At 68.6% G+C, this 12,615-nt stretch carries 11 protein-coding genes; 4 read left to right on the top strand and 7 right to left on the bottom strand.

Annotation, left to right across the window (positions count from 1 at the left end):
* The first annotated feature begins 72 nt into the window (after positions 1-72).
* Positions 73-1,026, top strand: coding sequence for a LacI family DNA-binding transcriptional regulator (locus tag F3S47_RS15485; protein WP_396280116.1), 954 nt, complete (start codon positions 73-75; stop codon positions 1,024-1,026).
* Here F3S47_RS15485 and F3S47_RS15480 read toward each other — a convergent pair.
* From F3S47_RS15480 to F3S47_RS15465, 4 genes are all read right to left on the bottom strand, one after another.
* Positions 1,023-2,333: an FtsX-like permease family protein gene (locus F3S47_RS15480; protein ID WP_150446211.1), complete on the bottom strand. Its 1,311-nt coding sequence runs from the start codon at positions 2,331-2,333 to the stop codon at positions 1,023-1,025. The two genes, F3S47_RS15485 and F3S47_RS15480, sit on opposite strands and share 4 nt — an antisense overlap.
* On the bottom strand, positions 2,330-3,007 hold the full coding sequence (locus F3S47_RS15475) for an ABC transporter ATP-binding protein (RefSeq protein ID WP_150446210.1): 678 nt from the start codon (positions 3,005-3,007) through the stop codon (positions 2,330-2,332). Before F3S47_RS15475 ends, F3S47_RS15480 begins: the two co-directional genes overlap by 4 nt.
* Positions 3,000-3,419, bottom strand: coding sequence for a hypothetical protein (locus F3S47_RS15470; protein ID WP_223877849.1), 420 nt, complete (start codon positions 3,417-3,419; stop codon positions 3,000-3,002). The genes F3S47_RS15475 and F3S47_RS15470 overlap by 8 nt, the downstream gene beginning before the upstream one ends.
* A 157-nt stretch (positions 3,420-3,576) precedes the next feature.
* The gene (locus F3S47_RS15465) at positions 3,577-5,124 is read right to left on the bottom strand and encodes an alkaline phosphatase (RefSeq protein ID WP_150446208.1); all 1,548 of its coding nucleotides are present in this window, start codon (positions 5,122-5,124) and stop codon (positions 3,577-3,579) included.
* A 158-nt stretch (positions 5,125-5,282) separates the two neighbouring features.
* Between F3S47_RS15465 and eutB the strand changes: the two genes are divergently transcribed.
* Together eutB and F3S47_RS15455 are read left to right on the top strand one after the other, a co-directional pair.
* Positions 5,283-6,281 (top strand): hydroxyectoine utilization dehydratase EutB, encoded by a 999-nt coding sequence (gene eutB / locus F3S47_RS15460; RefSeq protein WP_150446207.1) that lies wholly within the window; start codon positions 5,283-5,285, stop codon positions 6,279-6,281.
* Positions 6,274-7,257: a cyclodeaminase gene (locus tag F3S47_RS15455; RefSeq protein WP_150446206.1), complete on the top strand. Its 984-nt coding sequence runs from the start codon at positions 6,274-6,276 to the stop codon at positions 7,255-7,257. The genes eutB and F3S47_RS15455 overlap by 8 nt, the downstream gene beginning before the upstream one ends.
* A 134-nt stretch (positions 7,258-7,391) precedes the next feature.
* Here the strand turns inward: F3S47_RS15455 and F3S47_RS15450 are convergent, their stop codons facing one another.
* Together F3S47_RS15450 and F3S47_RS15445 are read right to left on the bottom strand one after the other, a co-directional pair.
* Positions 7,392-8,714 carry a UDP-glucose dehydrogenase family protein gene (locus tag F3S47_RS15450; protein ID WP_150446205.1) on the bottom strand — a complete coding sequence of 441 codons (1,323 nt, stop codon included), beginning with the start codon at positions 8,712-8,714 and terminating at the stop codon, positions 7,392-7,394.
* Between the two features lie 122 nt (positions 8,715-8,836).
* A complete protein-coding gene (locus F3S47_RS15445) occupies positions 8,837-10,873 on the bottom strand; it encodes an NADH:flavin oxidoreductase (RefSeq protein ID WP_150446204.1) in 2,037 nt (678 codons plus the stop codon).
* Between the two features lie 115 nt (positions 10,874-10,988).
* Between F3S47_RS15445 and F3S47_RS15440 the strand changes: the two genes are divergently transcribed.
* Positions 10,989-11,627 carry a TetR/AcrR family transcriptional regulator gene (locus F3S47_RS15440; RefSeq protein WP_150446203.1) on the top strand — a complete coding sequence of 213 codons (639 nt, stop codon included), beginning with the start codon at positions 10,989-10,991 and terminating at the stop codon, positions 11,625-11,627.
* Between the two features lie 2 nt (positions 11,628-11,629).
* Here F3S47_RS15440 and F3S47_RS15435 read toward each other — a convergent pair whose 3' ends face one another.
* On the bottom strand, positions 11,630-12,511 hold the full coding sequence (locus F3S47_RS15435; RefSeq protein WP_150446202.1) for a LysR family transcriptional regulator: 882 nt from the start codon (positions 12,509-12,511) through the stop codon (positions 11,630-11,632).
* Positions 12,512-12,615 lie beyond the last annotated feature (104 nt).

Here is a 12,615-nt window from a genome sequence, read left to right as displayed (position 1 = left end):
CCCGACGTGCCAAAGCCCCCCCGCCGACCCCTGACCCTCCGAGATGTCTCCGAAGCCTCGGGGGTCAGCGAGATGACAGTTAGCCGCGTGCTGCGAAACAAGGGCGACGTCAGCGAGGCGACCCGGCTGCGCGTGCAGGAGGCCGCCAAGCGCCTCGGCTACGTCCCCAACAAGATCGCGGGCGCCCTCGCCTCGAGCCGTGTGAATCTCGTGGCCGTGGTCATCCCCTCGCTCAAGAACATGGTCTTCCCCGAAGTCCTCTCCGGCATCTCGGAAACGCTGGAGACGACCCCGCTGCAGCCCGTCGTCGGGGTGACCGACTACCGGCAGGACAAGGAGGAGAAGGTCCTCTTCGAGATGCTCTCCTGGCGGCCCTCCGGGGTCATCATCGCGGGCGTCGAGCATTCCGATGCCTCCAAGGCGATGCTCGCACGCGCCGGCTGCCCCGTGGTCGAGATCATGGATACCGACGGCGAGCCGGTGGATTGTTGCGTCGGCATTTCCCACCGGCGGGCGGGCCGCCAGATGGCCGAGGCGATCCTCCAGGCGGGCTACAGGCGCATCGGCTTCGTGGGCACCAAGATGCCGCTGGATCACCGCGCCCGAAAACGGTTCGAGGGCTTCACCCGGCAACTCGGCAAGGCGGGCCTCGAGATCGCCGACCAGGAGTTCTACTCGGGTGGCTCGGCTCTCGCGAAGGGCCGGGAGCTGACGCACCAGATGCTCTCGCGCACACCGGACCTCGATTTCATCTACTATTCCAACGACATGATCGGTGCGGGCGGACTTCTCTACCTGCTCGACCGGGGCATCGACGTGCCCGGCCAGATCGGGCTCGCCGGCTTCAACGGGGTGGAGCTGCTGGACGGTCTGCCCCGCCAGCTCGCCACGATGGACGCCTGCCGCCGCACCATCGGCGAACGCGCGGCGCAGATGATCCTCGACCGGCAGGAGGGCGACCTCGAGCCCGAACTGGTAGAGCTCGAGCCCACGGTCACCCTCGGCGACACGCTAACCCGGAGCTAGGACCTCAGCCCGGACAGCACCGGCGCGCGCAGGACCGACCAGGCAGGTACCAGCGAGAGCACGAGCATGGCCGAGAGGAACCCGGCGGCGAGATGCATCTCCGTCCAGCCGAGACTTGCCTGTACGAGGATGTCTGTCCGCGCGGTGACGACCCGCGAGAGCACGGCGGCAGTGAGGTAGCCCAGCCCGATGCCCAGCGCCGTGCCAGCGGCGAGCAGCGCCGCGGCGTAGGACCAGATCACCGCCATGATGAAGCGCGGCGGCGCCCCCAGCGCCCGGAGCAGCGCAAGCTGTCTTCGGAAAAGTCGTGACAGGATGAAGAGCCCAAGAAGGACAGAGATCGCCACGAGAGCCTGCGTCACCAGAGTCAGCGCCGACATGGCCTGACGCACGTCGCCCATGATCCGGTAGAGGTCCGACAGGACCGCGCCGGGGAAGAAGGCCATGGTCTCCGCGTCGCGGGTGAACTCCGAGCGCAGCGCATAGGTCGCTCCGAGGCTTTCCGCCCGCACGACCACCGCCGGAGTCCCCGGGAAGTAGCGCGCATCGAAGGGCGGGCCCAGGCGGGACTCCGCGTCGGGCGCATGCCCGTCGGCGAGCCCGTGGACCGCCCAGACCGCCTCCACGGGGATCAGGATCGCGTTGTCCCAGGGCGAGCCCGTGGGCGGAAGACGCCCAACCACGGTGAAGGCGTCGCCGTGGGCGCCCTCCTCGGCCGAGTCGCCGTGCCCGTGGGCCGGCACGAAGCTGTCGCCGATCCCGGCCGGGGCATTCGCACCCGCGACGGCCTCGAAGGTCGAGGTCCACATTCGCCCCTCGATTTCTCCGTCCGACAGGTAGGTCACGAAATCGGCGATCGTGCCCACCACCGGCGCGCGCTCGTAGCTGTCCCCGAAGGCCAGCGGCGCCGCGATCTTGACCCGCGGGTGGGTCGCGATCTCCTGGTAGGTTTCGCCGTCCAGCAGCGGCGCATCGGTCGCCTGCAGGAAGACGGCGGCCAACATCATGGTCAGCTCCGACCCCGGCGCGGAGACTACCATGTCGAACTTGTCCGCTGCCTGCGCGGTGCCCTGCCTCAGGCCGCGCTCCTGCGCGATGAGTGCAAGGCCGGAGCCAACGGAGATGGCGATGAGCAGAGCGAAGACGGCGTTGGCCCAGCGGAACCGCCAGAGCAGCGCCCTCACCAGCGGCCCCGGCGCAAATCCGCGAAGCAGCAGCGCGGCGAGGATGGCGCCCGGCAGCAGCAGCGCGACAAGCAGGATCGCGTCCTGCGTCGTGGCGGAGAGGTCGAGCCAGAGGTCCCTCATGCCGCCTCCCGGACGGTGCCGTCGGCGAGATGCAAACGCCGGTCCATCCGCGAAAGCAGGCGTTCGTCGTGGCTCGCGACGATCAGGGTGCGACCGCGGGCGCGGACGTCGGCGAGCAGGTCGTCGGTCAGCGCGTCGGCGGCTGCGCGATGGAGGCTCGCGGTCGGCTCGTCGGCGAGCACGATGGCGGGCTCATGCGCCAGCGCCCGCGCGACGGAGACCCGCTGACGCTCGCCGCCGGAATAGCTCGCGACGGTGCGGCTCGCCTTCGGAACCTTGAGCCGGTCGAGCATCGCGCCCGCCTGCTCCCGCAGTCCCGGACGCCTGCCGCGCGGCGCGAAGAGCGACTGGACAGAGGCATTGTCCTCCGCGCCGAGCTCATCGAAGAGCAGGAAGTCCTGGAAGATGAGGCCGATGTTTCGGGCGCGAAACGCTGCGGTGCGGCGCGCAGAGAGGGACAGCAGGTCCGTCTCGCCCCAGCGCACCGAGCCCGTGGCGCTGGCGGCAAGCCCCGCGAGGGCGAAGATCAAGGTCGACTTCCCGGCTCCCGACGGGCCCTGCACCCCGAGCGCCACGCCGGGCTCGAGCACCAGCCGGTCCAGCGAGAGGATCGACCGCCCCCGGTCGCCCGCGACGGTCAGATCCCGCACCGACAGCGATAGTCCGTTATCCATACGTGGCGTCGGTCAGCCGCAACATGGAGACGAACCCGGTGTCGGGGTCGCGGTACTCGCCCCACTCGAGAATGCCCGTGGTGTCGATGCCCACGTTGAAGGGGATCACGTCCACCGTCCGCTTCGTGTAGATCGCGACGATATCGTCGGGCCACTCCGCCGAGGTCTCGCAAAACGGGCAGACGGCCATCGGCATCTTGGTCAGCACGAAGAACTGCGAGTCGGCCTTGAGCGGCGGGGCCATGTAGCCTTCGACCGTGATCCGCTCGCCGAGCAGATCTTCGCCCAGCGCGCTGAGTTGGCGGCCCTCGTAGAGCTCGCGCAGCTTGATCGGCGCGTCTTCGGTCTGCGCGACGGCCCGGCCCGCGAGGGGCAGCGCGGCGGCGGCGGTCAGGAAGGTGCGTCGCAGCATGTCCATCCTCCTATTCATCTGGGATCGGATATACGGCATTTCGGAAGCTCCGTGCAGGGCGCAGAACGGCCCTCTGGGTGAAGTTTCGATGACAAGCCCGGAAAGGCGAAAGGGGCCGCCCGGCTGACGGCCCCTCCCCAAGAGTGAGTGTTGCCGATCACTCGGCGGACTTGAACGCCGCGTGGTTCATGACGTGGAAGATCACGTTCTGCTCGATCGTCCCGTCAAAGAGGTGGGCGAAGGGACCCTTGGCATAGACCGCCACGTCCTCGCCCGAGTGGGTCTCGGAAGACATCGGGATCAGCGCCTGCTGGAGGTAGTCGGGGTCCGTCGCTTCCTCTTGGGTCAGCTCGGACCGCGACCCGGAGTAGATCGGCGCGCTCTCTTCCGGCGAGGCCTCGCCGGTCTCGGTCTCGGTCGGAGCCTCGGTCTCGCCCTCTTCCGGCAGCTGCTCGACGAGGACGGAGCCCGCGCCGTTCAGGAAACCGGCCACTGTGTAGGGCAGCCCGTCGGAGCCGAGGTTCGGCTCGTCGGTGTGCTCGATCCCCTCCTGCGCGATGCCGTAGCAGAGACCGGTGATGTCCGAGCCCCGGCCGCAGTAGCCGTTGAAGGCCAGCGCGTGCTCGTGGTCGGCGGTGACGATGATGAGCGTGTCGCTGTCGTCGGTCATCTCGTCGGCGGTCGCCACGGCCTCCATGAAGGCGGCACCGTCGGTCAGGGTCCGGAACAGGTTGCCGGCATGGCTGGCGTGGTCGACCCGGCCCGCCTCGACCTCGAGGAAGTAGCCCTCCTCGTTCTGCGACAGGTACTCGATGGCCGCGGCCGTCATCTCCGAGATCGACGGCTCGTCGGTCCGGTCATACTCGTACTGCATGTGGCTGTCCTCGAAGAGCGCGAGGATCGGGGTCTCGCCGTCTAGGGTCAGCCCCTCGAACTCTTCAGTGTTGGTCGCCCACTGCGCACCGAGACCGGTGGCCCGCTCGACGAGGTTCACGCCGTCGGTCCGCCGACCGCCGTCGGTGCCCTCGGGCAGGAAGTGACGTGCGCCGCCGCCCATGGCGAGGTCGATGATGCCGGCTTCCATGGCGTCGATCAGCTGGGTCGCGATGTCCGCCTGCGCGGTGCAGTCCTCGGGAACGCTGTCCTCCCAGTTCCGGTTGGCGGTCTTGGCGTAGACGGCCGCCGGGGTCGCGTGGGTGACGCGGGCGGTCGAGACGATCCCCACCGAGCGGCCCGCCTCGGTCATCATCTCGGAGAGCAGCGTGAGCTCGTTGCCCTCGACGGTCGAGCAGTCGTCGTGGATCGCCTCTTCGCCGAGGTTGATAAGGTTGAAGCGCTGCTTGACGCCGGTATTCATCGCGCCGGCGGTCGGTGCGGAGTCGGGGGTCTGGGCGTTGATGTTGTAGGTCTTGACCAGCGCCGCGGCCCAGTCGGTCGTCTCGAAGGGCAGGACGTAATCTTCGCCGAGACCGCCTTCCTGCTGCCCCATGAAGAGCCGTGTGGCGTAGTTCGTGCCCACGCCGTTGCCGTCCGCGACCATGAGGATGACGTTCCGGGCGGTGTTGGTATTGGGCTGACGATCGAGGATTTCCTGGATCGTGGTCTCGCCCGCGACGAACCAGTCGCTGTCGGCCTGAGGCAGGCCCTGGGCAGAGACGGCGCCCGCGGCGAGGAGCGCCACGGCGGATACGGAGATGGTCTTCATGGGGTCCCCCTTGAGCATCGGATTGCCGCTCCGGGGTTAGGGACGAAGGGTCAAAGCTGCTTGACGGTTTTGCAACGGCTGAGTGACAGCCGCCCCTCCGTGGCGGCAACCGCGAAGCAGGCTTTCTCCGAATCCTCGCGTAGGTCATATCATGTGACATGCTTTCTCTTGCCGATATCTACGCCGCCCGCCGGGCCATCAGCCCCACCGCCACCGACACGCCCCTCGTCCCGTCACCCTTCCTCGAACGGCTGACCGGGCAGGAGGTCCTGCTCAAGCTCGAGAACATGCAGCCGATCGGGGCCTTCAAGCTGCGCGGCGCGCTCAACGCGGTCGCCTCCCTGCCGGAGGACACGCCAGGCGTGACCTGCTGTTCCACCGGCAACCATGGGCGCGGCGTGGCCTACGCCGCCCGGGCACGCGGCGTGCGGGCGGTGATCTGCATGTCGGAACTCGTGCCGCAGACGAAGGTCGACGGCATCCGGGCCCTCGGCGCGGAGGTGCGCATCGTCGGCCGCAGCCAGGACGACGCGCAGATCGAGGCGGACCGTCTCGTCGCCGAAGAGGGCCTCACCGAGATCCCGCCGTTCGACGATGCCGCGGTGATCGCGGGACAGGGCACCATCGGGCTCGAGATCCTCGAGCGGCGGCCGGACATCACCACTCTTCTCGTGCCTCTCTCGGGCGGCGGCCTCGCGGGCGGGATCGCCCTGGCGGCCAAGGCGATCCGGCCGGACATCCGGATCGTCGGCCTCTCGATGGACCGTGGCGCGGCGATGTACCTGTCGATCCGCGCGGGGCACCCGGTCGAGGTCGAGGAGGTGCCCAGCCTCGCGGATTCCCTCGGCGGCGGCATCGGCGCGCAGAACCGCCTCTCCTTCGCGCTCTGCCGCGACCTGCTCGACGAGACGCTGCTGGTGACCGAGGAGGAGATCTATCGCGCCATGCAGGCGCTCTACTGGGAAGACCGGATCGTCGCCGAGGGCGCCTGCGTCGTGGGCATCTCCGCTCTCCTCGCGGGCAAGATCACTCTCGACGGTCCGACCGCGACCGTCATCACGGGCCGGAATTGCGACATGGATCTCTTCACCCGTATCGTGACGGGGCAGAGCATTACCCTGGGAGACTACGTTATCGAGGGCCGAAGGTATGAGTGACATCGTCATCGCGACGGAAGAGGAGCTGCGCCGCCTCCTGCCGCTGGACATCGAAGCGGTGGAGGTCGTCGAGGCGGCCTTCCGCGCACTGGCCGGAGAGGGCGTGGTCATGCCGCCGGTCATGTCCATGCACCTGCCGGAGGTGAACGGGGAGGTGGACGTCAAGACAGCCTATCTCCCGGGGTTCGAAGGCTTCGCCATCAAGGTGAGTCCCGGCTTCTTCAACAATCCGAAGATCGGCCTGCCGAGCCTCAACGGGCTGATGATGCTCTTCTCGGCGACGACGGGGCTCGCGCAGGCGGTCTTTCTCGACAACGGCTACCTGACAGATCTGCGCACCGCCGCCGCCGGGGCCGTGGCCGCGCGTCACCTGGCGCCCGAGGATGTCGCCGTCGCCGCGGTGCTCGGGACCGGCGTCCAGGCGCGGCTGCAGATGCAGGCAGTCCACCTCGTCCGGCCCTACGACAGAGCCATCGTCTGGGGCCGCGACGCGGCCAAGGCCGCCGCCTGCGCCCGTGACATCGCCCAGGCCACCGGCGTCGAGGCGGAAGTGGTCACCGACCCCGAACGGGCAGTGTCGCAGGCCCAGCTCGTCGTCACGACGACCCCGGCGACCGAGCCGGTCCTGCGGGCCGAATGGCTCCACAAGGGCCTGCACGTCACGGCGATGGGATCGGACCAGGCGGGCAAGTCGGAACTGGAGCCCGGGGCGCTGGCCGCGGCCGATCTCTACGTCGCCGACAGTGCCAGCCAGTGCGCGGCCCTCGGAGAGCTGCGCGCGGCGCGGGCCGCCGGGCTCATGTTGCAGGACCCGATCGAACTCGGCGCCGTCGTGGCAGGCGCCGCGGGACGGACCGATCCGAGGCAGATCACCATCTGCGACCTGACGGGCACCGGCGCGCAGGACACAGCCATAGCGACCCGCGCGCTCGCGGCGCTGCGCGCGTCGGGCGGCGGGACACGCGTCACCTCCTGAGAACATGGAGCGGCCTTTCGGCCGCGCTCGGTCAGCCCGGCGCTCGCCTCCGGCGATCCCCGGGCGGGAGGGGGCTGTCTGCCCCCGTCCGCTGCGCGGACTCCCCCGAGGAATATTTGACCCCAGAAGAGGGATCAGGCCGGAGCGTGATCCGGCCGGCCGATGGAGACATAGGTCTCGAAGCCGGCATCGGCGGCGTCGCGGGCGGAGTAGATGTTGCGCAGGTCCGCCAACCGGGCGGTGGCCATGCGGCCCCTGATCTCGCCCAGGTCGAGGGCGCGGAACTCGTTCCACTCGGTCAGGATCACCAGCAGGTCGGAACCCTCCGCCGCGGCGTAGGGATCGTCGTGCCAGGTCACGCCGGGCAGCAGGCGCTCGCCCTCGGACTTGCCCTGCGGGTCGACGACGCGGACCTCGGCCCCGCCGCCGACGAGGGCCGGGACGATGGTCAGGCTCGGCGCGTCGCGCATGTCGTCGGTGTTCGGCTTGAAGGTCACGCCCAGCACAGCGATGCGCTTTCCGTTGAACGAGCCGCCGCAGAGCTCGGAGAGCTTCTCGATCATCCGGCGCTTCACGTCCTCGTTCACCTTGATGACCGTCTCGATCAGCGAGATCGGCGCGGCGTGTTCCTGCCCGATCCGCGCGAGCGCCTTGGTGTCCTTGGGGAAGCAGGAACCCCCGTAGCCGGGGCCCGCGTGCAGGAACTTGTTGCCGATGCGGTTGTCGAGCCCCATGCCGCGGCTCACTTCCTTGACGTCGGCGCCCACCTTTTCGCAGAGCGCGGCGATCTCGTTGATGAAGGTGATCTTCGTCGCGAGGAAGGCGTTCGCCGCGTACTTGATCATCTCGGCGCTCTCGAGGTCGGTCGTCACGATGGGTGCGTCCCGCAGGTAGAGCGGGCGGTAGATTCCGGACATGACCTCGGCGGCGCGGTCGGTCTCGACGCCGACCACGACCCGGTCCGGGCGCATGAAGTCGTCGATCGCCGCGCCCTCGCGCAGGAACTCGGGGTTCGAGGCCACGTCGAAGTCGAGGTCCGGGTTCGCCGCGCGCACGGTCTCGGCGACCTTGCGGTTGGTGCCCACTGGCACGGTCGACTTGGTGACGATGACGATATGCCCGGTGGCCGTCTTCGCGATCTCTTCCGCCGCCGCCATGACGTAGCTGAGGTCGGCGTGGCCGTCACCGCGGCGGGTGGGCGTGCCGACGGCGATGAAGACGGCATCCGCGCCGTCCAGCGCGGGCGCGAGGTCCAGCGTGAAGGAGAGCCGCCCCGCCTCGACGTTCTTGTCGAGCAGCCGGTCGAGGCCGGGTTCGAAGATGGGGATCTCGCCGCGGTTCAGCCGGTCGATCTTGCCCGGGTCCTTGTCGACGCAGACGACGTCGTGACCGAAATCCGAGAAACAGACGCCAGAGACGAGCCCGACGTACCCCGTTCCGATCATCGCAATCTTCATGGCCTAACCCCTTCGATTTCGCCGTGCGGCTCTTTCTCTCAGGGCAGGCCGCAACGCAAGCGACAAGCAGTCTTCGCGGGCCGGTTGGGACGGATGGTGCCACCGCAACAACGCGAGGCCCGTCAGAGGACCTTGCAGAGCCGCAGTGCGTCGTAGACCGCCGCGTGGGTGTTGCGCGCCGCGACCGCGTCGCCGATGCGGAAGAGCTGGTAGGTGCCCTCGGGGTTTCGCCGGACCTCCTGCGCGCGCCCCTCGACCAGGGCCTCGTAGTCGACCTCGCCCTGGTTGGTGGAGGCCGGACGCAGCTCGAAGTAGACGTCGTCGAGCGGCCGGGTGCCGTGGTTCACCACGACCTGGTCGACCCGCCGCTCGCGCGTGACCCCGCCGTAGTCGCTTCCGAGCGTCGCCGTGAGCGCGTTGCCGTCCCTGCGCACCGCGTCGAGCTTCCAGGTGACGGTGAAGGTCACGTCGCGCTTCTGCAGCTCGCGCATGGCAGGGGTCAGCGACATGGCCATGACCTCGGAGGAGATGTTGCGGTCGCGGGTCACGAGCTCGACCTTCGCGCCGGTGGCGGCGATCGCCTCCGCCGCCTGGAGCGCGGCATAGTCCCCGGCGTCGTCGTAGATCAGCACATTCTCGCCCGGGGCGACGTCGCCGGAGAGGATGTCCCAGGCCGAGACGACGAGCGCATCGCCCTCCTCCAGCACCTCGGTGTGCGGCAGCCCGCCGGTCGCCACGATCACCACGTCGGGGGCGTCCGCCTGCACGGTGTCGGCGTCGGCGACGCTGTGGAAGCGGAAGGTCACCCCCATCCGCGTGCATTCCTCGAACCGCCATTGCACGAGCTGGATCATCTCGTGCCGGCGCTTCGTCTGGGCCGTGAGGCGGACCTGGCCGCCGGGGTCGTTGGCGGCCTCGTGCACGATCACCTCGTGCCCGCGCTCCGCGCAGACCCGCGCGGCTTCTAGCCCGGCCGGGCCCGCGCCCACGATCACCACCCGGCGCCGGGTCCCGGCCTGCGGCACCAAATGCGGCTGCTCCAGCTCCCGGCCCGTCGCCGGGTTGTGCAGACAGAGGGCCATGCCCCCCTGGTAGATGCGGTCGAGGCAGTAGTTGGCGCCGACGCAGGGGCGGATGCGGTCCTCTTCTCCGCGCATGATCTTCGCGACGATGTGGGGATCGGCCATGTGGGCGCGCGTCATGCCCACCATGTCGAGCTTGCCGCTGGCGATGGCGTGGCGGGCGGTGGCGACATCCTGGATCTTGGCGGCATGGAAGGTCGGGATCTTCGTCTCGGCCCGCACCTCTCCGGCGAAGTCGAGATGCGGCGCGCTGCGCATGCCCTGCACAGGGATCACGTCCGTCAGCCCGGCATCGGTATCGATGTGCCCCCGGATCACGTTGAGAAAGTCGATCATCCCGCAGGCTTTGAGCCGGCGCGAAATCTCCAGGCCGTCCGCCTTGGTCAGGCCTCCGGGCAGGTCCTCATCCCCGGTGTAGCGGATGCCGACGATGAAATCGGGGCCCACCCTCTCGCGGATGGCGGCCAGGGTATCGAAGGTGAACCGCAGCCGGTTGTCGAGATCTCCGCCGTAGGGGCCCTCGAGCGTGTTGGTGAGCGGCGACCAGAACTGGTCCATCAGGTGCCCGTAGGCCTGAAGCTCGATCCCGTCGAGGCCGGCCTCCTTCATGCGCTCCGCCGCATCGGCGTAGTCCTCAATGATGCGGGCGATGTCCCAGTCCTCGGCGATCTTCGGGAAGGCCTTGTGGGACGGCTCGCGCTCGTGACTGGCCGAGACGACCGGCAGCCAGTCCGCCTTGTCCCAACGGGTGCGGCGACCGAGGTGAGTGAGCTGGATCATCACCGCGCAGCCATGATCATGGCACTCGTCGGTAAGCTGCTTCATCCAGCCGACGACCTCGTCCTTCCAGGCCAGGATATTGTTGAACACCGGCGGGCTGTCCCGCGCAACGCTCGCGGAACCGGCGGTCATGGTTAGGGCCACCCCCGCCCGCGCCCGTTCCGCGTGGTAGGCGCGGTACCGCTCCTTCGGCATCCCGTCCTCGGGGTAGGCGGGCTCGTGACTGGTGATCATCAGCCGGTTCTTCAGTGTCAGATGCTTCAGCTCGTAGGGCTGGAGGAGAGGGTCGTTCGACATGGCGGCCTCCTTGGCTGACGCAGCGATTCCACAAAATGTTCAGTTGTGTCAATAATCCGTTCTTCGATGTCTATTTCGCGTTGTCGCTCCGGGGCCCTGCGGATAGGCTGCCCGAATGGAAGAGGTCGACATCCAGGATCAGAAGGGCTGGCGCGGATCGCGCGAGGTCTGGCTCGATGCCGCCAGGGCCGCGTTTCTCGAGTCCGGGCTCGACGCGGTGAAGGTCCAGCCGCTCGCCGCGCGGCTCAACCTGTCGCGGACCAGCTTCTACTGGTTCTTCAAGGATCGCGCCGCGATCCTCGACGCGCTGCTCGAAGACTGGGACAGGTCGAACACCGAGGCCCTCGTCGGCGGCTGCGAGGCCTACGCCGAGACCATCGCCGAGGCCGTGCTGAACGTCATCAGCGTCTTTCTCGACGAGGGCCGCTTCGAGCCGCGCTTCGACATGGCGGTGCGCGGCTGGGCGCACCGGTCCGACGCCGTGACGGCGCGCGTGGCCGCGGCCGACGAGCGGCGGCTGGACGCGATCCGGGCCATGTTCGCGCGCTTCGGCTACGACCCCGAGGAGGCGGACGTGCGGGCGCGGACAGTCTATCTCGTCCAGATCGGCTACATCTCGATGCAGATCCGCGAGAGCCTCGAGGTGCGGATGCCGCGGATGCCGGCTTACGTGAAGACTTTCACCGGGCAGACCGCCACGGAGAACGAACTGGCGCGGTTCCACGCCCGTCACGACTACAGGCCGGCCGACTAGGCCTATCGCTGCGAGGCGACGAGCCAGTCGCGGAAGACCCGCGCCAGCGACGAGGCCCTTTCGTGGGTCTGCAGGTAGAAGGTCTGGGGCGAGGGCATCCGCTCCGGCGTCAGTGCCACGAGGTCGCCCGACTCCAGGAGCGGCCCGATGAGCCCGGTCCAGCCGAGCACCGCCCCTGCCCCGTCGCGCGCCAGCTGCAGGGCGATCATGTGATTGTTGACCGCGATCCCACGCTCGGCGGGCGGCTCCTCCGCGAAGTGGTTCAGCCACTCGGCCCAGCCGGTCCAGTCGGTGCCTTCGGCGACGACATGGATCAGGGGCACCCGGCGCAGGTCGGCGAGGGTGGAGACCCTTCGTGCGGCGGCGAAGTCGGACGTCCCCACGGCAACTATGTCGTCATGGAAGAGCGGGATGCACGCGGGATCGTCTTCCGGAAGCATCCCGTAGTGAATGCTGAGATCGGCGCGGCCGGTCGGCACGGCGACATCGCTGACGATCTGCGAGACGATGATGTCCGGCCGGGCCTTCCAGAAGGCGGTGATCTGTGGCGTCAGCCAGAAGGCACTTACGGCTGTCGTGGCCCGGATCACCACGTCCTCCGCCTCCCCCGGGTAGCGGACCTCCCTCACCGCCTCCGAGATCCCCTCGAACCCTCGTTGGAGCGCGACGAAGAGATAGGCCCCGGTCTCCGTCAGGTCGACGCCCCGGTGCTGCCGCCGGAACAGCGGTGTGCCGAGGTCTGCTTCGAGCCGCTTGATCTGGTGGCTGACCGCCGCCGGCGTGACGTTCAGCTCGGTCGCCGCTTCCTTGAAGCTCAGATTCCGGGCAGCCGCCTCGAAACAGACGAGCGCGCTCATGGAGGGAAGATCATAGGGTCGGGTCATGGTGTCGCTTTCCAGCCACTCGGTGCCGCGAAGAGGACAGGTGAATCAATGTAACCCAAGATGACTTTTTTTGCTATTGATAGCCTTCCCCGCCCCGGTCATCG

Source organism: Histidinibacterium aquaticum, from assembly GCF_008710275.1.
In the GTDB taxonomy this organism is placed as follows: Bacteria; Pseudomonadota; Alphaproteobacteria; order Rhodobacterales; family Rhodobacteraceae; genus Oceanicola; species Oceanicola aquaticus.
The sequence above is the reverse complement of the archived record's forward strand: the minus strand, read 5'-3'. Positions and strand labels throughout refer to the sequence as shown.

Excerpts from the sequence above, each read along its gene's own strand:
- F3S47_RS15440 (WP_150446203.1), top strand. The coding sequence starts at position 10,989 with ATGGAAGAGGTCGACATCCAGGATCAGAAGGGCTGGCGCGGATCGCGC.
- F3S47_RS15470 (WP_223877849.1), bottom strand. The coding sequence starts at position 3,419 with ATGCTGCGACGCACCTTCCTGACCGCCGCCGCCGCGCTGCCCCTCGCG.
- F3S47_RS15445 (WP_150446204.1), bottom strand. The coding sequence starts at position 10,873 with ATGTCGAACGACCCTCTCCTCCAGCCCTACGAGCTGAAGCATCTGACA.
- F3S47_RS15485 (WP_396280116.1), top strand. The coding sequence starts at position 73 with ATGACAGTTAGCCGCGTGCTGCGAAACAAGGGCGACGTCAGCGAGGCG.
- F3S47_RS15465 (WP_150446208.1), bottom strand. The coding sequence starts at position 5,124 with ATGAAGACCATCTCCGTATCCGCCGTGGCGCTCCTCGCCGCGGGCGCC.
- F3S47_RS15480 (WP_150446211.1), bottom strand. The coding sequence starts at position 2,333 with ATGAGGGACCTCTGGCTCGACCTCTCCGCCACGACGCAGGACGCGATC.
- F3S47_RS15475 (WP_150446210.1), bottom strand. The coding sequence starts at position 3,007 with ATGGATAACGGACTATCGCTGTCGGTGCGGGATCTGACCGTCGCGGGC.
- eutB (WP_150446207.1), top strand. The coding sequence starts at position 5,283 with ATGCTTTCTCTTGCCGATATCTACGCCGCCCGCCGGGCCATCAGCCCC.
- F3S47_RS15450 (WP_150446205.1), bottom strand. The coding sequence starts at position 8,714 with ATGAAGATTGCGATGATCGGAACGGGGTACGTCGGGCTCGTCTCTGGC.
- F3S47_RS15435 (WP_150446202.1), bottom strand. The coding sequence starts at position 12,511 with ATGACCCGACCCTATGATCTTCCCTCCATGAGCGCGCTCGTCTGTTTC.
- F3S47_RS15455 (WP_150446206.1), top strand. The coding sequence starts at position 6,274 with ATGAGTGACATCGTCATCGCGACGGAAGAGGAGCTGCGCCGCCTCCTG.